Below are 21876 nucleotides of genomic sequence, written 5' to 3' on the forward strand. Positions count from 1 at the left end.
AGCAATCGGAGAAGGAAAGAGATGAAAACCGTTTTGAAGCGCTGCCTGCTGGGCCTTGCCACGTTCTCGCTGTTCTGCGCCGCCTCCGGGGCCGGCGCGGCCGATCCCTATCCGCAAAAGCCCATCACCCTGATCGTGCCGTGGGCCGCCGGCGGCTCCACCGACATCCTGGCACGCGTACTCTCCGAACACCTGACCCGCTCCCTCGGCCAGCCGGTAATTGTCGACAACAAGCCCGGCGCATCTGGCAACATCGGCTCGGCCATGGTCGCGCGCGCCAAGCCCGACGGCTACACCCTGCTGGTCGGCTCCATGAGCACGCACGCGATGAACCCCGCGCTGATGCCCAACATGCCGTTTCGCGGCGTGGAAGACTTCACGCCACTGGGCCTGCTCGCCTACGTGACCAACACCATGGTGGTCAACCCATCGGTGCCGGCGCACAACGTCAAGGAGCTGATCGCTTACGCGCGCGCCAATCCCGGCAAGCTCGCCTACGCGAGCGCCGGCCCCGGGTCCACCAACCACCTGAGCGCAGTACTGTTCGAGAAGATGGCCGGCGTGCAGATGCTGCACGTGCCGTACAAGGGCGGTGCGCCTGCCGTGGTCGATACCGTGGCCGGGCAGACGCAATTGCTGTTCTCCGCCGGCACGCAAACCCTGCCACACGTCAAAGCCAGCAAACTGCGCCTGCTCGCCGTGACCGAGAGCAAGCGCTCGCCGCTGCTGCCCAATGTGCCGACCGTGGCGGAAACCGTGCCTGGCTATGAGCTGTCCGTCTGGTACGGTGCCTTCGGCCCCGCTGGCATGCCGCCCGCTCTGGTGACGCGTCTGAACCAGGAGATCAACAGGATCATGTCGATGCCGGAAGTGAAGGAGAAGATGAACGCCATCGGCGTGGAAACCGCCACCTCCACGCCCCAGCAGTTCGGCGCCATCCTGCGCCGCGATGCCGACCGCTACGGCAAGCTGATCCACGACCTCGGCATYAAGGGGGAGTGAAGCTGTGACCGATCATGTTCCTGACCTTGCCGCCGCCCCCGCTCACGCTACTGTGTCGCTGCCTGCGCCACTGCTCGCCTCGCTGTGCGGCGCGCTGGCCCGCGCAACCAGCCCCGCCAGTGCCTTCGATGCGATTGGCAACGCCACCGCCGCACTGCTCGGCCCCGGCCTGCTCACCATCAATGCCTACCGGCGCGCCAGTTCGGAAGTGGTGCGGCTGTGGTCCTCGGACAAGGCCGCCTATCCCGTGGGCGGCAGCAAGCGCAAGGCCGATACGCCATGGACGCGATGGGTGCTGCATCAGGGCGAGGTCTTCGTGGGCGAAGGCGACGCCGCGCTTGAGGCGGTGTTCGACGACATCGCCGTCATCCGCGGCCTTGGCCTGTCGGCGGTAGTCAATGTGCCGGTGTGCGAGGACGGCCGCTGCGTGGGCACCTTTAACTTCCTCGCGGCGCGCGGCGCATGGACGGAGGGGGAAGTTGCGACTTTGCGGCTGCTGGCACAGATGGTCGCGCCGGCGCTGATCGCCGCCAGCCGGGTAGCACAGCCCGGGGCTTGAGGCGAGCGCGCAACGCGCCTGCCCCCTTAATTCAAAAATATTGAACAATCCATCCTGAGAAACCAAGTCATAGCCACCGATGGCTCTCCTATAGTTCGTTACATGAACGGCGCGCAGCAAACAAAGCAACGTTCTGGCAGATGCAACGAATAATCAATGAAATTCAACGAATTTTAAGAAACCGGAGAACATCATGACCAAGACCATCGCCCTCAAGCTTGCTTCCACCCTCGTGCTGTCGTTCGCCGCCATCGGCGCCGCCCACGCCGCGACCGCCAAGGACCTGCTCCCCGGCGACAAGTACGGCTATGCGTTCCGCACCACGGTGCCCGCCGACAAGTATGGCTACGACTTCCGCACCCACGACGCCTTTACCGACGGTGCCCGCAGCGGCAAGCTGGATACCTTCACCGACGGCGCCCGCATCGCCGGCCTGGATCGCACGGGTGTCTCGGCCTCTCCGGCCCGCGGCTTCGATGCCTACACCGACGGCGCCCGCACCGGCAAGCTGGATACCTTCACCGAAGGCGCCCGCATCGCTGGCCTGGACCGCACCGGTGTCTCGGCCTTCCCGGCCCGCGCCTTCGATGCCTACACCGATGGCGCCCGCACCGGCAAGCTGGATACCTTCACCGACGGCGCCAACGCCTGATGCAGTACCCGCAGTTGGTATCCCGCCGCGGCACCATGTGACCTGGTGCCGCGGCATTGGATGCCGCCGCGCAAGAACACTCCCCTCCCCCCCTCCCCGCTTCGCCCCCACCACCACAATGCGCGTTGCGCAACGCTGCCGCAGCGGCATGGCGCCCGGCCGGGCGGTCCACTCTCACCACACGAACCACTCCCCCGCCCTCACACACGCGGCAGCGCAGGAATGCGCAGGCACTGGCCCGCACGCCAGCCCTCTTCCCCGTTGCACCTTCCCCGCAAAAATACACATGAGAACAATCACGATCAACGGTGTGCCGCAAAAGATCGACCTGCCCGACGATGCTCCGCTGCTGTGGGCCGTGCGCGATCACATCGGCCTGACCGGCACCAAGTTCGGCTGCGGCATGGCGCTGTGCGGCGCCTGCACCATGCATATGGATGGACAGCCGATCCGCTCGTGCGTGACGCCGATCTCGGCCGTAGCGGGCAAGAAGATCACCACCATCGAAGGCTTGTCGGCCGACAAGATCGGGCAGGCCTTGCAGGCAGCCTGGGAGGAATTCGGCGTGCCGCAGTGCGGCTACTGCCAGKCCGGCCAGTTGATGTCGGCCACTGCGCTGCTGCACGCGAACCCGCACCCGAGCGAGGAAGACATCGACGGCGCCATGAGCGGCAACATCTGCCGCTGCGGCACCTATACGCGCATCCGCGCCGCCATCCAGCACGTCGCCAGATCGAACGTGGCCGCGAAACCGGTTGCCCAGCCAGCTGGCAAGAGGAGCGCAAAATGAGCGAACGAAACGTTCTCGCCGTGGCACAGGCCCAGCCGGACCACGCCGGCAGCCCGCAATCCGCCGGGCGCCGCCGCTGGCTCAAGGGCATGGGCGCCGTTGCCGGGCTCACGCTCACCGTGGGCCTGGACGGCATCGTGCTGGCGGCCGACGAACCCAAAAAATACGGCCGCGACGGCATGCCCGGCGGCGCGGTGGACAGCCCGCTGGTCTTCCTCTCCATCGGCGAGGACGGCAAGGTGAGCATCGTGTGCCACCGTTCGGAGATGGGACAGGGCGTGCGCACCAGCCTGCCGATGGTGGTGGCTGACGAACTCGAGGCCGACTGGGCGCAGGTGCTGGTGGTGCAGGCCCCGGGCGACGAGATCCGCTACGGCAACCAGAACACCGACGGCTCGCGCAGCGTGCGGCATTTCTTCGAGCCCATGCGGCGCGTCGGCGCCAGCGCCCGGACGATGCTGGAGGCCGCCGCCGCCGCGCGCTTGGGCGTGCCAGTGAACGAAGTGCAGGCCCGCAACCATGCCGTGGTCCACATGCCCAGCGGCAAGAGCCTCGGCTATGGCGCGCTGGCGAAGGACGCCTCGCGCCTGCCGGTACCCGCCCCCGCCAGCCTCAAGCTGAAGGATCCCGCCCAGTTCCGCTATATCGGCAAGAACAGCACGCGCAATATCGATGGTCACGCCATCGCCACGGGCCGCGCGCAGTACGGCATCGACGTGCGGCTGGACGGCATGCTCTACGCCGTGATCGCGCGCCCGCCGGTGTTCGGCGGCAAGCTGGCCAGCGTCGATGCCGCGCAGGCCATGAAAGTGCCCGGTGTGATCAAGGTGGTCGAACTGACCGGCAGCCCCGCGCCTGCGATGTTCCATCCGCTGGGCGGCGTGGCGGTGATCGCCAGCAATACCTGGTCGGCCATCAAGGGCCGCGAGGCGCTGAAACTGCGCTGGGACGATGGCCCCAATGCCAGCTACGAGTCTGGCGCGTTCCGGGCGACGATGGAAAAGGCCGCGAACCAGCCCGGCAAGGTGGTGCGGAACCAGGGCGACACCATGGCCGCGCTGGCCGGTCCCGGCAAGCGGATCACGGCGCAGTATTACCTGCCGCACATCGCGCACGCCACCATGGAGCCGCCGGTTGCCACCGCGCGCGTCGCCGGCGGCAAATGCGAGGTCTGGGCATCGGTGCAGGCGCCGCAGGCCACGCGTGAAACGGTCGCAGGGCATCTGGGCCTGAAGCCCGAGGACGTCACGGTGCACGTGACGCTGCTGGGCGGCGGATTTGGCCGCAAGTCCAAGCCGGACTTCGCCGCCGAGGCCGCGCTGCTGTCAAAGGCCATGGGTGGCAAGCCGGTCAAGGTGACCTGGACGCGCGACGACGACCTGCATCACGATTACTTCCACACCGTTTCGGTTGAGCACATGGAGGCGATGCTCGGCGCCGACGGCCGCGCGCAGGCCTGGCTGCACCGCACCGCCGCATCCACCATCACCTCCACCTTCGTGGCCGGCGCAAAGAACGAAGCCGCCTTCGAGCTCGGCATGTCCGCGGTGAACATGCCGTTCGACATCCCCAACGTGCGCGTGGAGAATCCGGAGGTGGAAGCGCACACCCGCATCGGCTGGTTCCGCTCGGTGTCCAATATCCCCCACGCGTTCGCGGTCCAGTCGTTCGCGGCGGAACTGGCCACGGCTGCGGGGCGCGATCATCGCGACTACCTGCTGGCGCTGCTGGGCCCGGACCGCCGCATCGACCCGACCCAGTTGTCCGACGCCTGGAACTACGGCGAATCGCCGCAGCAGTATCCGCTCGATACCGGCCGCCTGCGCGGCGTGATCGAACTGGCCACGCGCGAAGCCGGGTGGGGCAGGAAGCTGCCGAAGGGACACGGGCTGGGACTGGCAGTCTGCTACAGCTTCGTGACCTACGTAGCGGCGGTGATCGAGGTGGTGGTCGGCGACGATGGCGGCATCAGCATCCCCCGCATCGACATGGCGGTGGACTGCGGCGCGCAGGTCAACCCGGACCGCATCCGCTCGCAGGTGGAAGGCGCCTGCATCATGGGCATCAGCCTGGCCACCACGGGCGAGATCACCTTCAAGGACGGACGCGCCCAGCAGGACAACTTCCACCAGTACGAGGTAATGCGCGCGCCGTCGGCGCCGCGCCAGATCCACGTGCACCTGGTGCCGGGCAAGTTCGACGCACCGCTCGGCGGCGTCGGCGAACCGGCCGTGCCGACCATTGCACCCGCGCTGTGCAATGCGATCTTCGCGGCTACGGGCAAGCGCATCCGCGCGTTGCCGGTCCGGGACCAGTTGAAGGCCTGAGCCTGAGCGGCGGGGCATTGCAATCGGCGCAGCAGCCTGCCTGCAATGCCCTGCACTCAATCCGATATTCTGTCCTGTTCGACGTCGGGGCGGCTGCAGTCGCCCGGTCAAGATACAACGCCAGTCGAGTTCGACTGCAAACCGGTATCCCCGACCTGCGCGAACGTCTTCTGCAAACGCGGCTCCTCTAGCCAAAACCCAACGGCCATCCTGACGAAAGCGCGCACTGATAGAATCCCGCAAGATGAATTCGACCGTGTAGCTGAAACGATCTAGGTGCCGCAGCATCTGCCGTGGTGTGCCACTGCATTGGTGACTGGTCACGCTACCCCGCCGTAGCTTGGGCGCAAATCAACGGCTGAGGAGAAGGGACGATGGATCGAATGCAATTCTTGCGGATCACTCCCCGCATATCGATGCTGGAAACGCAGCGGGTAGGCCGTTCACAATGACGCGCAAGCGAACTGCAACGCCTGCCCCTCCGCCCGGCGAGGAGGTCAACGCCGAGGCGCTTGTCGGCGACATACGTCGCCTGATTTGCGAGGCCCGCACGGGGCTTGCCGTCACGGTCAACGCCGCGTTGACGATACTATATTGGCGCGTCGGCCAGCGCATCGGCTCGGAGGTGCTTCGCGGCGAGCGCGCCGGGTACGGCGAGCAGATCGTCGTTTCCCTGTCGCGGCAGTTGGAGGCGGAGCATGGTCGTGGCTTCAGCGCCAAGAATTTGCGGCACATGCTGCGCTTCGCTGAGGTTTTTCCGAGCGAGGACATTGTCTACGCACTGAGTAGACAATTGAGTTGGACCCACCTCCGCAGCCTGATTTACATTGATGACCCGCTAAAGCGCGAGTTCTACCTGCAGATGTGCCGCGATGAGGGGTGGAGCACCCGCACCCTGCAGGACCGCCTGGACTCGCTGCTGTTCGAGCGCACCGCGTTGTCTCGCAAGGCGGATGAGCTTTTAACCGAAGAACTCACGGCGCTGCGAGAAAGGGGCGAACTGACCCCCAGCCTGGTACTCAAAGACCCCTATGTCCTCGACTTCCTGGGCCTGCAGGATCGCTATCTGGAGCGCGACCTTGAGGATGCCATCCTGCGCGAGTTGGAGCACTTTTTACTCGAACTGGGTGCAGGCTTCACCTTTGTTGCCCGTCAGAAGCGGCTGCAGATCGACAACGACGATTTCTATATCGATCTGCTGTTCTACAATCGCCGCCTCAAGCGTCTGGTGGCAATCGAGCTGAAACTGGGTGAGTTCAAGGCCGCCGATAAGGGACAGATGGAACTCTACTTGCGCTGGCTCGCCAAGCACGAGCAAGAGCCTGGGGAAGCACCACCGCTAGGCATCATCCTCTGCACTGGCAAGAAACGCGAGCACATCGAACTGCTGGAACTGGATCAAACTGGCATTCATGTCGCCGAGTACTTGACCGAGCTTCCGCCCCGGCAACTGCTGGAGCAAAAGCTCCATGAAGCGGTCGCGCTATCGAAGGCGAGGCTAGAGAATCGCGCCGGCGACACCAGTGGAAGGCTGGAGGCGGATGCACAATGACCGGAACGCCGGGTTACTGATCGGACTCGTCGCTCAAGGAGAAACAGGCGACCGATCACAGCAACCACCACCATTTGGCAACAGTCGTCACAACGATCGCAAGTGTCGGTCCTGTGTGATTCACTTCGGCTGCCGCCCCCTCCCCTGCCTGCACCGCTCGATCAACCGCAGCACCGTGGGCGAGCGTTCGTTCTTGCGATGTACCACGGCAAGCTGCGACGTCACCTCGTTGCGCGCCAGCGGCTTGAATACCACGTCGGGCGGCGCGAACGCGCGCATCGAAGCCGGGATCAGCGCCACGCCGAACCCGGCCGCCACCATGCTGATGATGGTGGCCATCTGGCTCGACAATGCCTCCACGCGCGGCTGGAAGCCGGCATTGCCGCAGATGGCAAGGGTGATGGCGTAGAAGCCGGTGCCGTGTTCGGTGTGCGTGCAGATAAACGTCTCGTCGCGCAGCATGGCCACATCGATGCGCGCACGGCTTGCCAGCGCGTGCGTGGCATGCAGCGCGACCACGACCGCTTCCGCGGCGATATCGAACAAGGCCAGCCCCTCTGGCAAGGCTTGCAACGGCGGGCGGATAAAGCCGATATCGAGCGCGCCGCGCGCAACCGCGTCGAGCTGGGCCGGCATGTCCATCTCGCGCATGGCGAGCCGCACGGCCGGATAGTCCTGGCGGAAGCGATAGACAAGCCTCGGCAGCAAACCCGAGAGCGCGGCGGATGCCACGTAGCCAATGGACGCGCTGCCGACATCGCCACGGCTCGCGCTGGCGGTGGCCAGTTCGGCGTGCCGGACCTGCCGCAGGACGCCCAGCGCTTCCTCTTGGAAGACAGCGCCAACCTCCGTCAGCGCCAGCCGGCGCTTGCTGCGCGAAAGCAACGGCGCACCCGCCTCCTGCTCGATCCACCTGAACTGCTGGCTCAGCGCCGGCTGCGAAATGCCGAGGCGCTCCGCCGCGCGGCCAAAGTGCAGTTCCTCCGCCAGCGCGGCGAAGTATCGATAGTGTCGGAGTTCCAGGTTCATCGGGATGGCCAGTGCGCGCAATATAAGCCTAGCTTATCAATAATTAAGCCTCTTGTACTTGAACCTATCGATCCGGACGCCGCATGATGCATGGCTTGGCGGCGGCGAAGCCGCGGAACGGGAGCGTGTCGGGCATGGAATTGGTCAACAAACGGGTAGCAAGCTGCGGCGAGGCCATCGCCGATCTGCGCGACGGCGCCACCGTGATGGTGGGCGGCTTCGGCAGCGCCGGCCTGCCCGGCGGCCTGATCGCCGCGGTGCTGGCGCATGGCGCCAGGGATCTGATGGTGATCTCCAACAACGCCGGCTACGACGGCGAGGGCGTGGCGAGCCTGATCGAAGCCGGGCGCGTGCGCAAGCTGGTCTGCTCGTATCCGCTGACGGCCGGGGCCACGGCCTTTCGCGACGCCTACCGGCGCGGCGAAGTCGAGCTGGAACTGGTGGCCCAAGGCACGCTGGTGGAGCGCATCCGCTGCGCCGGGGCCGGGCTGGGCGGCTTTTACTGCCCCATCACCGCCGGGACCATTCTTGCCGAGGGCAAGGACACGCGCGAGATCAACGGCGTGCAGCACGTGCTGGAACTGCCGCTGCATGCGGATTTCGCGCTGATCCGCGCGCGCACCGCGGATCGCCTCGGCAACCTGGACTATCACCTGGCCGGGCGCAACTTCAATCCCGTGATGGCGACCGCCGCGCGCGTGGTGGTGGCGGAGGTCGACACGATGGTCGAGGCCGGCGCCATGAACCCCGAACATATCGTGACGCCGGGCATCTTTGTCCATCGCCTCGTCACCACCGACGGCCAATCCGCCAGGAGCGAACAATGATGCGATGGAACAGGGAGCAGATCGCCCGGCGCGCGGCGCAGGACATCCGCACGGGATCCTATGTCAACCTGGGCATCGGCCTGCCGACGCTGGTCGGGGACATGATCCCCCCGGAGCGGGAGGTCTTCCTGCATAGCGAGAACGGCATCCTGCATCTCGGGCCGCGCCCGCCGCCAGGCGAGGAAAACCCGGAACTGATCAACGCCAGCAAGCAGCCGGTGACGCTGCGTCCCGGCGCGGCGATCTTCGATTCCGCGCTGAGCTTTGCCATGATGCGCGGTGGCCATCTGGACCTGGCCATCCTGGGCGCCTATGAAGTGGCGGAAAACGGCGACCTGGCCAACTGGACCCGGGGCGATCCCAACACCCCGCCGGCCGTGGGCGGCGCGATGGAACTCGCCTTTGGCGCCCGCGAGGTCTGGGTGCTGATGGAACACACCACGCGCGACGGCCGCCCGCGCCTGCTGCGCCGCTGCACGCTGCCGTTGACCGCACGCGGCGTGGTCTGCCGCATCTATACGGACCTGGCAGTAATGCGCGTGACGCCCGACGGCTTGCGGGTGGAGGCAATGGCGGAAGGCATCACACTGGAAGCGCTGCAGGCGGTGACCGAGGCGCGCCTCCTGCCCTGACGCCCGTCAGCGGCCGGACACCACCCGCCCGATCCACGCGGCGAGGATGGCAATCACCTCCGCACGGTTGGTCTCGTTCAACGTCTCATGGCGTGCGCCGCCGAATACGTGGGACGACACATCGGTCTGCCCCGCCGCGCGATAGCGGCTGACCAGCGGCTCGAACCAGGCGAGGTGATTATTGACCGGATCACGGTCGCCGGTGAACAGGTAGATGGGCAGCCCCGGACGGATGCGGCGCAGCGTATCCGGCTCGGCCAGGCGCGCGCATTCGGCGAACATCGAGGCACGCGACGCCGGCGTGACGGTGAAACCGCACAGCGGATCGGCGATATACGCATCCACCTGTGCCGGGTCGCGGCTGAGCCAGTCGAAGGGCGTGCGGCTGTCCGGCACCCCGGCATTCATATCCTCGAGCTTGAAACCCGCCCGCGCCGCCTCCAGCATCAGGTCCACCGCGGTGGTGCCCGACAGCGCCGCGCCGGCGAGCAACTCGCTGTGCTCGGCCAGGTAGCACTGCGTGGCGAACGACCCCATGCTGTGGCCGAACAGGATCAGCGGCAGGCCGGGATGCTGCGCCCGCGAGTGCCGGCTGAGCACGGCCATGTCGTCCGCCAGTGCTGCAAAGCCACGCGGCCCGAAGTCACCAAGCTTATCCTGGGCGGCCGCATCGGCGCCATGCCCCCGGTGCTCGCTGGCATAGACCACGTAGCCCGCGCCCACCAGCGCTTCGGCCAGCGGCCGGTAGCGCAGCGCATGCTCGCCCATGCCATGCGCGATCTGCACCACGGCGCGCGGCGCCGCGCCTCCCTGCCAGCGATGGACCTCGATCTTGTGGTCGTCGTTGGAATCGAGACGGAAGTGGAAGTACGGTTCCGATGTCTGCATGCCAAGCCCTCGGTTAGCGCCGGCTTGTGTCGGGAGTGACGGTAGCGGCGCAACCATGGTACGCAAGAGCGCGTGGCGGGACTATCCGGGTTGGTCCTGTCGGCGGCGCCCAGCATGTGCCGGTGCGTCAACCCAGCCGCTTCACCACCGCGTCGGCAAATTGCAGCGTGGACGCCGAGCCCTTCAGGTCGCCGGTCCTGACCTGGTCCTCATTGAGCGCCAGGTCGATCGCCTTGCGCAGCCGCAACGCCAGGTCCTGCCGGCCTGCATGTTCGAGCATCAGGCCGGCGGCCAGCATCAGCGAAATCGGATTGGCAATGCCCTTGCCGGCGATATCGGGAGCCGAGCCGTGCACGGCCTCGAAAATGGCGGCGGTATCGCCGATATTGGCCCCCGGCGCCATGCCCAGCCCGCCCACCAGGCCGGCAATCTGGTCGGACAGGATATCGCCGAAGAGGTTGGTACAGAGCAGCATGTCGAACTGCCAGGGGTTGAGAACGAGCTGCATGGCGCAGGCATCGACGATGCGGTCGTCCATCTCCACGCGGCCCGCATAGTCCTGCGCCACCTCGCGCGCGGCTTCCAGGAAGATCCCGGTCAGTGCCTTGAGGATATTGGCCTTGTGCACCACGGTGATTTTCTTGCGCTGGTTCCTGACCGCGTACTCGAAGGCGAAGCGGGCGATGCGCCGGCAGGCGTCGCGCGTATTGGTGCCGGTGGAGACCGCCACGGCATGCGGGTCGTCGCCCACGGGGATGTAATAGTCGTGGGCCACGTAGAAGCCGCCCACGTTCTCGCGCACCAGCACCAGGTCGATGTTCTCGAAGCGTCCCGGCACCAGCGTGCGGGCGGGCCGCACATTGGCATAGAGATTGAAGGCTTCGCGCAGGCGCACGTTGACCGAACGGAAGCCGCCGCCGACGGGCGTGGTCAGCGGGCCTTTCAGCGCCAGGCCGGTACGGCGAATGCTGTCGAGGGTAGCCTCGGGCAACGGGTCGCCGCCCTGGGCGATGCCCGCCATGCCGGCCTGCTGTACGTCCCAGGAGAATGGCGCGCCCAGCGCGTCCAGCACCTTGACGGTGGCCTCCACCACTTCCGGCCCGATGCCGTCGCCGGGGATCAGGGTGGCGGGGATCTGATTGGCTGCTCGGATTTCCATATGCTTGTCCTTTGGAGGAATTGGGCGGCGCGCCGGCGGGGGAGCCGAGGCGGGCTTTCGCTCACAAGCATAGATTACGCCCGTGACAATCGGGCCCGACCGCGCATGAGCAGGCAATGACGGACCGGAACCAAGGACACGGCGTGGCAACGAACGCTTGCCGAAAGCCGGGATGAAGACATCCCGGCTGCGGCGCTCCCCTCAGGCGGCACGCTGCAGCGGCGATCTGCGGCTGGCGCCGAACAACGGCGCGGCGCGGTCGGCGGCCAGGCGGATGCGCTCGGCCAGCGCATCGCTGCTGACCTGGTGGTTCTGGAAATCGCCGGGGCTGCCATACACGCCGATCGGTAGCGTCAGCGCCTGCAGGAATCCGAACAAGGGCCGCAGCTGATGCTCCAGCACCAGCGCGTGCCGGTCGCTGCCACCCGTGGCCGCCAGCAGCACGGGCTTGCCGGCCAGCGCCTCCTGCCCCACCAGGTCGAACAGATGCTTGAAATGGCCGGGATAGGACCCGCGATAGACAGGCGCCGCCACCACCAGCAGGTCGGCGGACTCGATCGCAAGCAGCTCGTTTTCAATCTCCGGCGGCAGTTCGGCGCGCGTCAGCGCGGCGCCCAGTGGGCGGGCGATCTCGCCCAGGTTGACGATATGGCTGTGCAGCAGCAGCTTGCCATCGAGCTCGCCAAGCAACGCCCGCACCAACGCGAGCGTGCGCGAGGGCTGTTGCGTACTGCCGTTGACGGCGACCACTTTCAGCGGTGTAGCCATTGGAAAAACCTCCTGTCGATATCGATTGGTCCTGGATTCGCGCATTGCAATGCCTGCCCGGTGCCGCGCTTGCGACAGCGCCGTTGTCCGCAGGCTTTGTCCGTCTCAAGCGGTCGCTTACAAGTCCCTCACGATAGCGCAGCACAGCAAGCCGCCGAAGGACGAAATTCGTCTTTGCATAGATGCGTGGGGTGTATATGCGAATGCGAATCCCGACCGCCATCGCGTGCGCTGCGGCCCTCCCCCGCTTCGCGCCGGCTGTGCGGATTTCGCGTTTGCATATCCGGAATCACTCGCTCGCGAGCGCGAGGCGCAGGCCATGCCGGGATTGGTCTGGCCTGCCCGCGCTGGCACATGGCAAGGCAGGGAAGAGGCCGCGTCGACGCAGGGGGAGCTGAAACTGGAAGCAGCGGGGCAATCCCTGACTGCCGCGCCCGACGACGCCTACTGGCAGGCCCGTCCGCAGGCCGCCAGGCGCAGGGAGAGCCGGAATACCGCGCAGCAGGCGCTGACGGCCGCAGCATGATCGCCGCAGCCGCCCTGGAACTGGATACCGCCGCCGGCACGCTGCTGCTCTGCCGGCCGGACGGGCAACGCCAGTCGCTCGGTCACGCCGGGCAACCAGCCACACCGTTCTCGTACTACGGCGCCACCTTGGCTGCCTGGTACGCAGCGTAGAGCTTCTTGAACACAGGGCCGGGCTCGCCGCTGCCGATGGTCTTGCCGTCGATGGTCACCACCGAGAGGATCTCCTTGCTGGCCGACGTCAGCAGTACCTCGTCGGCAGCCATTACCTCGTCCTGCGAAATCCGGCGCGCTTCCAGCGAGATATCCAGCGCCGCGCACAACTCCTCCATCCAGCCGTAGCGGATGCCTTCCAGGATCAGGTTGTCCTTCGGCGGCGCCGAGACCCGGCCCTTGCCGACCACCCAGACATTCGACGCCGAGGCTTCGGTCAGCGCGCCGTCGCGGAACTGGATGGTCTCGGTGACACCATGCTCCGCCGCGTTCTGCGCCGCCAGCACATTGCCCAGCAGGGAGGTCGACTTGACCTGGCAGTGCAGCCAGCGCTTGTCCTCGGCCGTCACGCAGGCCACGCCCTTCTCGCGCATGTCCGCCGACGGCAGCGACATGGGGTTGGTCATGATCAGCACCGTCGGCGTCACCTCCTTGGGGAAGGCATGGGTGCGCCGTGCCACGCCGCGCGTGACCTGAATGTAGACCATCTGGTCGCTCAGGCCGTTGGCGCGCACCACGCGGTCGATCAGCGCCATCCACTCCGGCTCGGCGTGCGGGTTGGGAATGCCGATGGTTGCCAGGCTGCGCGCCAGGCGGGCCAGGTGCTGGTGCAGGCGGAAGGGCTTGGCGCCATAGATGGGGACGACTTCATACACGCCGTCGCCAAAGATAAAACCGCGGTCCAGCACGGGGATGCGGGCTTCTGACAAAGGCGTGAGTTCGCCGTTGAGGTAGACGATTTCGTCGTTCATGTTGGGTAGCGCCAGGGTGGGGAGAGCGGTAAAGGACGGAAGCGGAATCCGTCGGTTGACGCATTGTTCCATAAGCCCCGGCGGGCGCTTATGCAAAATCGGCATGAACTGCCCGAGGACGGCCCCGGGGGCCACCGCGTGATGCCTGTATCACTACGGGCAGTTGGCCATCCTTGAGCCCGCCGCAAGAATCATTTGCCTGTTACAGGGTTTTTGCAAAAGCGGCCCGTCCCGATAATCCATACATCATCCCGGCAATACCGCCGGGCGGCCCGGGCCCCAGGTCCATCCAGGGCCGGCCCCCTGTGGCCGCTTCTTGCCTGGCCAAACCGACGAGCGAGAGAAACCATGCTGTTCACCCCCTACACCTTCGGCCATATCACCACCCGCAACCGCATCGTGATGCCGCCCATGACCCGTTCGCGTGCCGCCGCCGGCGACGTGGCAACGGACCTGATGGCCGAGTATTACAGTCAGCGCGCCACTGCTGGCCTGATCATCTCGGAAGGCACGCAGATCAGCCGGCAAGGCCAGGGCTATGCCTGGACGCCTGGCATCTACAGCCCCGGACAGGTCACAGCATGGCGCAAGGTCACCGACGCAGTGCACGCCGCCGGCGGCAAGATCTTCGCGCAGCTCTGGCACGTCGGCCGCGTGTCGCATACCACGCTGCAGCCGGGTAACACCGCGCCAGTATCGTCGTCGGCGCTGGTCGCCGAGGGCGTCAAGGTGTTTGTCGATGCCACCGGCCAGGGCCCGCAGGGCGGTGTCGGCGAGATGATCCAGCATTCCGCCCCGCGCGCGCTGAACATTGACGAGATCCCCGGCATCGTGGCCGACTACGCGCAAGCGGCGCGCAACGCGCTGGCAGCCGGCTTCGACGGGGTCGAACTGCATGGCGCCAATGGCTACCTGATCAACCAGTTCATCGACTCGCAGGCCAATACCCGCGGCGACGAATACGGCGGCTCGCTCGCCAACCGGTTGCGCTTCCTCAAGGAAGTCGCGCAAGCGGTGACCGACGTAGTCGGCAAGGACCGCATCGGCGTGCGCCTGGCGCCGCTCACCACGCTGCAAGGCGCGGTCGACGATACGCCCGAAGCGACTTACCTTGCCGCGGCACACGCGCTCGGCCAGATCGGCGTGGGCTATATCCATATCGCCGAAGCAGACTGGGAAGACGCACCCGTGATGCCAGCCACGTTCAAGGAAGCGCTGCGCGCCATCTATCCCGGCACGCTGGTCTACTCGGGCAACTACAGCAGGGCACGCGCGGAAGAAGCGCTCACTAAAGACTGGGCCGACCTGATCGGCTTCGGGCGCCCGTTTATCGCCAACCCTGATCTGCCCTACCGGCTGCAGCACGATCTGCCGCTCAATGCCGGCGACCGCTCGAAGTATTTCGGCGGCGGTGCCGCGGGATACACCGATTACCCGAGATTTACGCCGCAGGGCGAGAGCGAAACCAAGGCCGCGGCCTGAGCCGCTGCCGGTGCGCTGCCGTGCTTTCATGAAACGGGCGATGAAGCGGCCCGCGCCGTGCAACTGGCGTCGGCAGCGTAGAAGGCGCCCGTGGATGTCAACAAAAGCGATATCGCCACCGGGCTGCCAAGCACCTGGCGGCACGGATCGGAGGCCAGACGTACAACGAAGCCAGCAAACACACCGGATTCGTACCATTTAGGACGTGTCCGATTTCATTGCCAGCATGCCGCCAGTAAACTGGCGGCATGCCTTCCGCTGCCGCCCCCCTTCCCTCCGACATCCACGCCCTGCAGGCGCTGAGGCGCGCGCGCGCCGGGTTGCTGCCCGAACGGGACGCTACGCTGCGGCAGCGCAATGCGGAGGTATCGCAGTCGATGCGCGCGCCGGCCCGCGAACCGCACTAATGCCCGTTGGACAATTCTATGAAGATTGCACTGCTCGCGGATCTGTCGCTTAAGGCCAGGATCATGGCAGAGGCCCTCTCCCGCGCCGGGGTGTATTGCCACACCTACCACGCAAGCCGCGAGTTCTTTCGCGGCATCGACCAGTCCGGTTACGATGTCCTGCTGGTTGACCACGAACTGGCCGACCTGCCCGCGGTTGAGGCTGTGTGCGCGCTGCGCAGCGCCGGGCGCTGCAAGGTGCCGGTGCTGGTGGTTTCCAACCGCCGTGACGAGGACTCGGTCGTCAATACCCTGCAAGCCGGGGCCGACGACTATATGATCCACCCCCTGCGCTTGCGCGAACTGGTGGCCCGCCTGCACGCGCTGCAGCGCCGCGCGGCCTCGCACCAGCAAGCCCCGAGCCCGGACATCACGGTCGGCCACTATTCACTGGATTGCCAGTCGCACCAGGCCGTGTTTCAGGGGCGCCGCATGCCCCTGACCCCCAAGGAGTTCGATCTTGCTTCGCTGCTGTTTTCCAGCGTCGGCCGCGTCTTGTCCCACGCCTACATCGAATGCGCGATCTGGGGCTATGCGCTGCCGCCGCGGTCGCGCGCGCTGGCCAGCCTGGTGTCGCGCCTGCGCGCGACCCTGGAGCTGCATCCCCGGAATGGCCTGGTCATCATGGTCGTGTATGGCCACGGTTATCGCCTGGATGAAACCGGTGCCAGGCGGCAACGGCCGAGCCCGCACATGATTGGCTGAGCGACGGCTGCCGCGCCGGCTTCGGTAACATCCCATCCGTGGCGCCTCAATCCCAAACCGGCGCCAACCCCTCCGGACTAGTCAGCGCCCCCAGATTACTCTTCAGGTTAGCCCGCTTGGTCGAAGACGGAATCACCGCATAGCCAAGCCGCATGGCCCAGGCCAGCACCACCTGCGCAGGCGTGGCGCCGTGCCGCTGCGCGATCTCCCGGATCACCGGGTCCTGCAGCGCCTTGCCGTAGGCCAGCGTCATATACGACGTAATGTGAATGCCCTGGCTGCGCGCGAAGTCCGCGACCTTGCGGTTCTGCAGGAAGGGATGCAACTCGATCTGGTTGGTGGCGATCGCTCCGGCGCCAACGGCATCGATCGCCTGCCGCATCAGGTCGACGGTGAAGTTGGATACACCGATCTGACGGGTAAGCCCTTGCTCGCGGGCCTCGGCCAGCGCCGTCATGCATTCGGCGACCGGGACCGTGTTGTCCGGCGACGGCCAATGGATCAAGGTCAGGTCGACATGGTCGGTGCGCAGCCTGGCGAGACTCTCCTTCAGACTGGGCACCAGTCTGTCGCGTGAGAGATTCTCGACCCAGATCTTGGTCGTCACGAACAGGTCGGCACGGGCGACGCCGCTCTCGGCGATGGCCTGGCCGACTTCGGCCTCGTTGCCGTAGATCTGCGCGGTGTCGATCGCGCGGTAGCCAACGTCGAGGCCGTTGCGCACGGAATCGATGACAGTCTGGCCTTGCAGGCGGAAGGTACCGAGGCCAAGGGCGGGAATGGGCATTGTTGTTTCCTGATTCGGGGTTGTATCTGGCCGATGGGGCCATGGCTTGCCGCAACGCAAGCCTTGCTTGCCTTCACAGCGAACATGCCCCGAGTATCCGCGCTGCCCGCCGCGAGAAAAACCATGTCCCGCGCAGAAGATACTTGATTCCGGAGCAAGAATGGAGCGCGCGCTGCCTCCGCTATTGCCGCGCGGGCGGGAGATAGGGCTCCACCCGCGCCCCGTCCATGGCATAGCCGGCGTAGCCCATCATGGTGTCTGCCCGCTCGACCCGCATCGCGCCGCCGATCCACACGGTGTCCATGGTGCGCAGCCCCGGCAACGGCTTGTCCGTGCGGACGTGGATGACCTGGTTGGCGGGCGGCGGTGGCACGTGGATGCACGCGCCGAAGTACGGCACCAGCAAGAACTCGCGAATCGCCTCGCCTTCTGCGTCGAGCGAAACCACAAAACCGGCAAGACGTACCGCCGCGCCAGCCAGCGCGGGTTCAACGGGCGCGTTCTTCCAGTACTGCCGTGCCTTGTACAGGGCAATCTGCGCGCGGGGATCGGCGTCGTCGAGCTCGTCGAGCTTCAGGCCCTTGAACGGCGCCAGCGGGTCCCAGCCCTTTGGCAGCAGATCTCGCCACGCTATCTCGCGGAAGGCGGGGTCAGGCGTGGAAGGCGCGACGGCAGGGCGCAACGCCTCGCCTACTGCATAGGCGGATGCGTGCGCGGCGGCGCCCGCAGTGGCGCCGGATTCGGGCTCGGACAGCGGCCGGAAGAAATATGCCGCGCCTCCGCCGGCCAGCGCGATGACAGTGAGCGCAATCAACGTGCGCCGGAAGCGGGCAGGCATTGGCGTCCTCGTCTTCATGTCGTCGGCATCAGCCCGTCGGCCAGGCTCAGGCGATAGGCGCGCCATCCAGGCAGCAGGCTCACGCAGAAGCCGGCGCCCACCGTGGCGGCCAGCAGCGGCCATTCGCCGGGCGTGGGCCAGGCTGCGGGCACCGTTACGCCGAAGGCGGATTGCAGGTAAGGGCCGGACACCGCCGCCAGCACCGTCACCAGCGCGAGGCCAAGGAGCGCGCCCGCCAGCATCACCACCAGCCCTTCCAGCGCCAGCATCGCCAACAGGTCGCCCGGCCGTGCGCCGACCGAGCGCAGGATGGCGAGTTCGCGCCGCCGCTCGCCCAGCGCGGCAAGAATGGACGATACCAGCCCCGCCAGCCCGACCACCACCACCAGCCCCGACACCACCAGCAACGCGCGCTCGGCGACACCGGTCACGCGCCATAGCTCATCCAGCGCCACGCCCGGCAGCACCGCCATCAGCGGCTCATGCGGGTCTTCGGCAATCTCCCGCTGCACGGTGAAGACTTGCGACCTGAGCTTCAGTCCGACCAGCACGCCGGTCACGCTATGGGGCGTCAGGTCGAACTTGCGTACCTGCTCCGGGAGGATGGCAAGGCCCGGCAGCGGCATGCCGCCCTCCCAGCCAAGGTGGATGGCCTGCAGCGCTTCCAGCCCGATATGCACGGTGCGGTCCACCGGCGTGCCGGTGCGCGCCAGGATGCCGCTCACGACGAAGGGCCTGTCCTCATGCCCGGCATGGCCTGCGTGCGCCGGCCCGTCGCCATCGCCATCCCCGTGGCTCAATACAATGCGGTCGCCCACGCGATAGCCCAGCCGGTTTGCCACCTCGGCGCCGAGCACGGCATCGAACAGCGCCGCGAACGGCTTGCCCTGCGCGAGGACCAGCGGTTGCCGGTCGCCGTAGCGGTAATGCACGAAGTAGCCGGGGGTGGTCGCCAGCACCGGGAAGCCGCGGTGCGAGTCGCCCAGCGAAAGCGGAATGGTCCACGCCACGGCCGGATGGCCTGCCAGCCGCCGGGCGCTGTCCCAGCTCATATTGTTGGTCGTGCCGCCAAGGTGGAACACGGTGTACAGCATCAACTGGACCGGGCTGGTGCGCGCGCCCACCACCAGGTCGGTGCCGGACACCGATTGCGCAAAACTCGCCCGTACCTGGTGCCGGATGCGCTCCACGCCCAGCAGCATGGCGGTGGACATGGCAATCGCCAGCAGCATCAGCAGCAGGTTGAAGCGGCGGTTCCATGCGCTGCGCGCGGCCATCGCGAGCATCAGCATCACGCCGGCCCCGCCGCATGCGGCGCATGGGCCGCCGGCAACGACAACCGCCGCTGGAAGCGCGTGGCCAGGCGTTCGTCATGGCTGACAAACACCAGGCTGGCGCCGGCAATTCCGCATTCCCGCTGCAGCAAGTCCATGAAAGCCTGCTGTCGCGGCGCGTCCAGCGCGGAAGTGGGTTCATCGGCAAGCACGAGGCGCGGCCGGCCGATCAGCGCTCGGGCCGCCGCCACGCGCTGCTGCTGGCCGACGGAAAGCCGGGTCACGGCACGCTGCCACAGCGCACGCGGCAGGTCGAGCTGCGCAAGCAGCGCATGCGCGGCGGCTTGCGGCGTCGCGCCCTGCGCCGCGCTGCGCTCGCGACGGCTGCGCGAGAAGCGGCACGGCAGCAGCACGTTGTCCACGACGGAAAGATAGGGCAGCAGGTTGAACTGCTGGAAGATGAGGCCGATATGGTCGGCCCGGAAGCGGTCGCGCCGCGGCGCGCTAAGCGCATCCGGCGCCGTGCCCAGCACGCGCAGGCTGCCCCGCTGGGGCGCCAGCACCCCGGCCAGCACCGACAGCAAGGTGCTCTTGCCGCTGCCGCTCTGGCCACAGACGAATACCTGCTCGCCCGCGTCCAGCCGGAACCGGTCGAGCCGCAGGCAAGGCGCGGCCTGCCCGGGCCATGTGAACGCGATGCCCCGCAGGTCGATGACGGGATCGCCGTTGGTGCCGTTCGCCGCGTTGATCAGGTCGATCCCGCTGGTATTGCTGGCCATCCGATGCCCTCCTCGCGCCGCCAGGCATAATGCAACAAAGTTGCATTATGCTGTCAGCCGGAGAAGGAAGGCAATAGCGCACGTGACGCCGGGCGATCGGATGCCACGTTGGCGAGCCCTTGCGCGGCATCAAACGGGAGCCATCCTGTGAATCCGTTCGGTACACTTATAGTCCCGTCGAGACCGCCCGGATCAATGCGCCCGCTCAAATGATCCGCGCCTCCGGCCAACGAATGCAGATACATCACTCCATGCTCAAGGAAACAGCGGAAGCCCGCCCCACACGCCGTTATGTGGAGAAACGCGACGCGATTCTCGACGCGGCTGCCCGCCTGTTCAACCGGAAGGGCTTGCGTGGCGCCACGCTCTCGGACGTTGCGCAGGAAGTCGGGCTCAGCACCAACAGCATCACCTACTACTACCGCAAGAAGGAAGACCTTGTGGTGGCCTGCCTGATGCGCACGATTGACGAGATGGCGGGCATCGCCGACGCCACGGCCGACGAGCCCGGCCCGGAGGCACGGGTGCGCCGGTTTATCGCGCTGTTCTTCGAGCGGCTGGCCAGGACGGCAACGGGAGAGCGCCCGGAGCTGATGAGCTTTCGCGAGATCCGCTCGCTGCCGGACACCCACGCGGACGTTGCCTTCGAGGCGTATACCGACATGTTCCGGCGTATCCGCAAGCTGCTGCGTGCGGAAGCACCGCGGAGCCCCGCGCAACGCAGCGCGCTCAGCGCGGCAGCGCACTTGCTGCTGTCGCTCACCAGCGGCGCGATGACATGGGTCGAGCGCTACGAACCGCAGGACTACCCGAAAGTCGCGGAAACGGTCGTGGATCTGCTGCTCAACGGCTTTGCGTCGCCTTCCTCGAAATGGGACGACACCACTCCCGCCTCGCCGCCGCTGCCGGTGATCGACACACCCGAGACAACTCAGGAAGCCTTCCTGCGCGCCGCTACCGAGTTACTCAACGAACTGGGCTATCGCGGCGCCTCCGCGGATCGCATTTCCGCGCGGCTGAATCTCACCAAGGGATCGTTCTATCACCACAATGAGAACAAGGACGACCTGATTTCCGCCTGCTTCGACCGCATGTTCGCGGTCATCCGGGATGCGCAGTCGAAGGTGGAGGAAGGGCCGGGCACGGGCTGGGACAAGTTGTGCGCGATCTCGCGTGCGCTGGTGAGCTATCAGTTCTCTAGCAAGGGGCCGCTGCTGCGGCTGACCATCTATGGGGCGCTGCCGGAGGAGATGCGCAAGGAGAAGATGTTGACGATGAGCCGGCTGTCTGCACGGTTTACGCGGTTTCTGGTGCAGGGGATGCAGGATGGGTCGATCCGGCCGATGGATCAGTCGATTGCTTCGTTGCAGGTGAATGGGATGATTAATGCGGCGGTGGAGTTGCAGCGGTGGGTGCCGGATGCTTCGGGGGGGAATGCTGGGGATTTGTTTATTCGGCCTTTATTTATGGGGTTGTTTTCTGGGGAGTGATGGGGGTTTCTATTTTTCGGTGTGTTTTTTGGGGGATGATGGCTTTATTTTGGTGGTGTTGGTTTTTGCACCCAAAAGCGTACGACATCCCCCTGCGGGGGACGCCGGTCACTCTTCTTTGCTTCGGCAAAGAAGACTAACGAGAAGAAAGCCGACCCTGCCGGGGGCAGAGCAATAAGGCTCTCGAATATCGATGGTTTCGTCGTGCGGCCCAGAGTGCCGGCTAGCTTCTGCCGGTACCGGCTTGACTGACCACGAGCCTGCCAGCTTCCGGGATTCGTGGTGAGGCCCCCGGTAGCAGACATCACTTGCTTCAAGCCGTCTGTCGCTCGCGTAGTGGCCGCCCACGAAGTTGCAGGCGCACCGGTTCCGTCGTGGGCGCGGTGGCACCGGGTTGATA

22 protein-coding genes are annotated in these 21876 nt (G+C 66.4%); 13 read left to right on the forward strand and 9 right to left on the reverse strand.

The features are described 5' to 3' along the window. Positions 1-21 precede the first annotated feature (21 nt). From AC1DKD_RS24740 to AC1DKD_RS24765, 6 genes are all read left to right on the forward strand, one after another. Complete coding sequence (locus AC1DKD_RS24740) at positions 22-1002, forward strand: Bug family tripartite tricarboxylate transporter substrate binding protein (protein WP_447431782.1); 981 nt, start codon at positions 22-24, stop codon at positions 1000-1002. A 4-nt stretch (positions 1003-1006) separates the two neighbouring features. Then, on the forward strand, positions 1007-1561 hold the full coding sequence (locus AC1DKD_RS24745; protein ID WP_441625139.1) for a GAF domain-containing protein: 555 nt from the start codon (positions 1007-1009) through the stop codon (positions 1559-1561). A gap of 193 nt (positions 1562-1754) precedes the next feature. After that, positions 1755-2213: a hypothetical protein gene (locus AC1DKD_RS24750; RefSeq protein ID WP_441625137.1), complete on the forward strand. Its 459-nt coding sequence runs from the start codon at positions 1755-1757 to the stop codon at positions 2211-2213. Between the two features lie 286 nt (positions 2214-2499). After that, entirely contained in the window at positions 2500-3003 is a 504-nt protein-coding gene (locus AC1DKD_RS24755; RefSeq protein ID WP_477143819.1) for a (2Fe-2S)-binding protein, read from the forward strand. After that, entirely contained in the window at positions 3000-5330 is a 2331-nt protein-coding gene (locus AC1DKD_RS24760) for a xanthine dehydrogenase family protein molybdopterin-binding subunit (RefSeq protein WP_441625135.1), read from the forward strand. The genes AC1DKD_RS24755 and AC1DKD_RS24760 overlap by 4 nt, the downstream gene beginning before the upstream one ends. Positions 5331-5778: 448 nt before the next feature. Further along, positions 5779-6882, forward strand: coding sequence for a PDDEXK nuclease domain-containing protein (locus tag AC1DKD_RS24765; RefSeq protein ID WP_441625133.1), 1104 nt, complete (start codon positions 5779-5781; stop codon positions 6880-6882). Between the two features lie 120 nt (positions 6883-7002). Here the strand turns inward: AC1DKD_RS24765 and AC1DKD_RS24770 are convergent, their stop codons facing one another. Next, complete coding sequence (locus AC1DKD_RS24770; protein WP_441625131.1) at positions 7003-7911, reverse strand: LysR family transcriptional regulator; 909 nt, start codon at positions 7909-7911, stop codon at positions 7003-7005. Between the two features lie 140 nt (positions 7912-8051). Here AC1DKD_RS24770 and AC1DKD_RS24775 point away from each other — a divergent pair, with 140 nt between their 5' ends. Then, the gene (locus AC1DKD_RS24775) at positions 8052-8738 is read left to right on the forward strand and encodes a CoA transferase subunit A (RefSeq protein ID WP_441625306.1); all 687 of its coding nucleotides are present in this window, start codon (positions 8052-8054) and stop codon (positions 8736-8738) included. Then, positions 8735-9370, forward strand: coding sequence for a 3-oxoacid CoA-transferase subunit B (locus AC1DKD_RS24780; RefSeq protein ID WP_441625129.1), 636 nt, complete (start codon positions 8735-8737; stop codon positions 9368-9370). The genes AC1DKD_RS24775 and AC1DKD_RS24780 overlap by 4 nt, the downstream gene beginning before the upstream one ends. A gap of 6 nt (positions 9371-9376) precedes the next feature. On the opposite strand, the gene AC1DKD_RS24785 is transcribed toward AC1DKD_RS24780, so the two are convergent. The 3 genes from AC1DKD_RS24785 to msuE form a co-directional block, all read right to left on the reverse strand. Then, the gene (locus tag AC1DKD_RS24785; RefSeq protein ID WP_441625127.1) at positions 9377-10258 is read right to left on the reverse strand and encodes an alpha/beta fold hydrolase; all 882 of its coding nucleotides are present in this window, start codon (positions 10256-10258) and stop codon (positions 9377-9379) included. A gap of 127 nt (positions 10259-10385) precedes the next feature. Next, a complete protein-coding gene (locus tag AC1DKD_RS24790; RefSeq protein ID WP_477102245.1) occupies positions 10386-11417 on the reverse strand; it encodes an isocitrate/isopropylmalate dehydrogenase family protein in 1032 nt (343 codons plus the stop codon). Positions 11418-11618: 201 nt separating this feature from the next. After that, entirely contained in the window at positions 11619-12185 is a 567-nt protein-coding gene (gene msuE / locus AC1DKD_RS24795; protein ID WP_441625123.1) for an FMN reductase, read from the reverse strand. Between the two features lie 319 nt (positions 12186-12504). On the opposite strand from msuE, the gene AC1DKD_RS24800 reads away from it, so the two are divergent. Beyond that, positions 12505-12711, forward strand: a complete 207-nt coding sequence (locus AC1DKD_RS24800; protein ID WP_441625121.1) for a hypothetical protein — start codon at positions 12505-12507, stop codon at positions 12709-12711. A gap of 115 nt (positions 12712-12826) precedes the next feature. Here AC1DKD_RS24800 and AC1DKD_RS24805 read toward each other — a convergent pair whose 3' ends face one another. Beyond that, positions 12827-13675, reverse strand: a complete 849-nt coding sequence (locus AC1DKD_RS24805) for a D-amino acid aminotransferase (RefSeq protein WP_441625119.1) — start codon at positions 13673-13675, stop codon at positions 12827-12829. Between the two features lie 348 nt (positions 13676-14023). Here AC1DKD_RS24805 and AC1DKD_RS24810 point away from each other — a divergent pair, with 348 nt between their 5' ends. From AC1DKD_RS24810 to AC1DKD_RS24820, 3 genes are all read left to right on the forward strand, one after another. Continuing rightward, positions 14024-15157: an alkene reductase gene (locus AC1DKD_RS24810; RefSeq protein ID WP_441625117.1), complete on the forward strand. Its 1134-nt coding sequence runs from the start codon at positions 14024-14026 to the stop codon at positions 15155-15157. 248 nt (positions 15158-15405) lie between these two features. Continuing rightward, positions 15406-15564, forward strand: coding sequence for a hypothetical protein (locus AC1DKD_RS24815; RefSeq protein ID WP_441625115.1), 159 nt, complete (start codon positions 15406-15408; stop codon positions 15562-15564). Positions 15565-15582: 18 nt separating this feature from the next. Beyond that, on the forward strand, positions 15583-16308 hold the full coding sequence (locus AC1DKD_RS24820) for a response regulator transcription factor (RefSeq protein ID WP_441625114.1): 726 nt from the start codon (positions 15583-15585) through the stop codon (positions 16306-16308). Between the two features lie 46 nt (positions 16309-16354). Here AC1DKD_RS24820 and dkgB read toward each other — a convergent pair whose 3' ends face one another. The 4 genes from dkgB to AC1DKD_RS24840 all read right to left on the reverse strand — a co-directional run bounded on the left by dkgB (position 16355) and on the right by AC1DKD_RS24840 (position 19986). Beyond that, positions 16355-17095, reverse strand: coding sequence for a 2,5-didehydrogluconate reductase DkgB (gene dkgB, locus AC1DKD_RS24825; RefSeq protein ID WP_477143820.1), 741 nt, complete (start codon positions 17093-17095; stop codon positions 16355-16357). 181 nt (positions 17096-17276) lie between these two features. After that, on the reverse strand, positions 17277-17933 hold the full coding sequence (locus AC1DKD_RS24830) for a DUF3299 domain-containing protein (RefSeq protein ID WP_441625110.1): 657 nt from the start codon (positions 17931-17933) through the stop codon (positions 17277-17279). A 14-nt stretch (positions 17934-17947) separates the two neighbouring features. Further along, complete coding sequence (locus AC1DKD_RS24835; RefSeq protein ID WP_441625108.1) at positions 17948-19228, reverse strand: ABC transporter permease; 1281 nt, start codon at positions 19226-19228, stop codon at positions 17948-17950. Then, the gene (locus AC1DKD_RS24840; RefSeq protein ID WP_477111416.1) at positions 19225-19986 is read right to left on the reverse strand and encodes an ATP-binding cassette domain-containing protein; all 762 of its coding nucleotides are present in this window, start codon (positions 19984-19986) and stop codon (positions 19225-19227) included. Before AC1DKD_RS24840 ends, AC1DKD_RS24835 begins: the two co-directional genes overlap by 4 nt. Before the next feature lie 251 nt (positions 19987-20237). Between AC1DKD_RS24840 and AC1DKD_RS24845 the strand changes: the two genes are divergently transcribed. Further along, positions 20238-21476: a TetR/AcrR family transcriptional regulator gene (locus AC1DKD_RS24845; RefSeq protein ID WP_441625104.1), complete on the forward strand. Its 1239-nt coding sequence runs from the start codon at positions 20238-20240 to the stop codon at positions 21474-21476. Positions 21477-21876 lie beyond the last annotated feature (400 nt).

This window comes from Cupriavidus sp. 05T313, assembly GCF_056396665.1.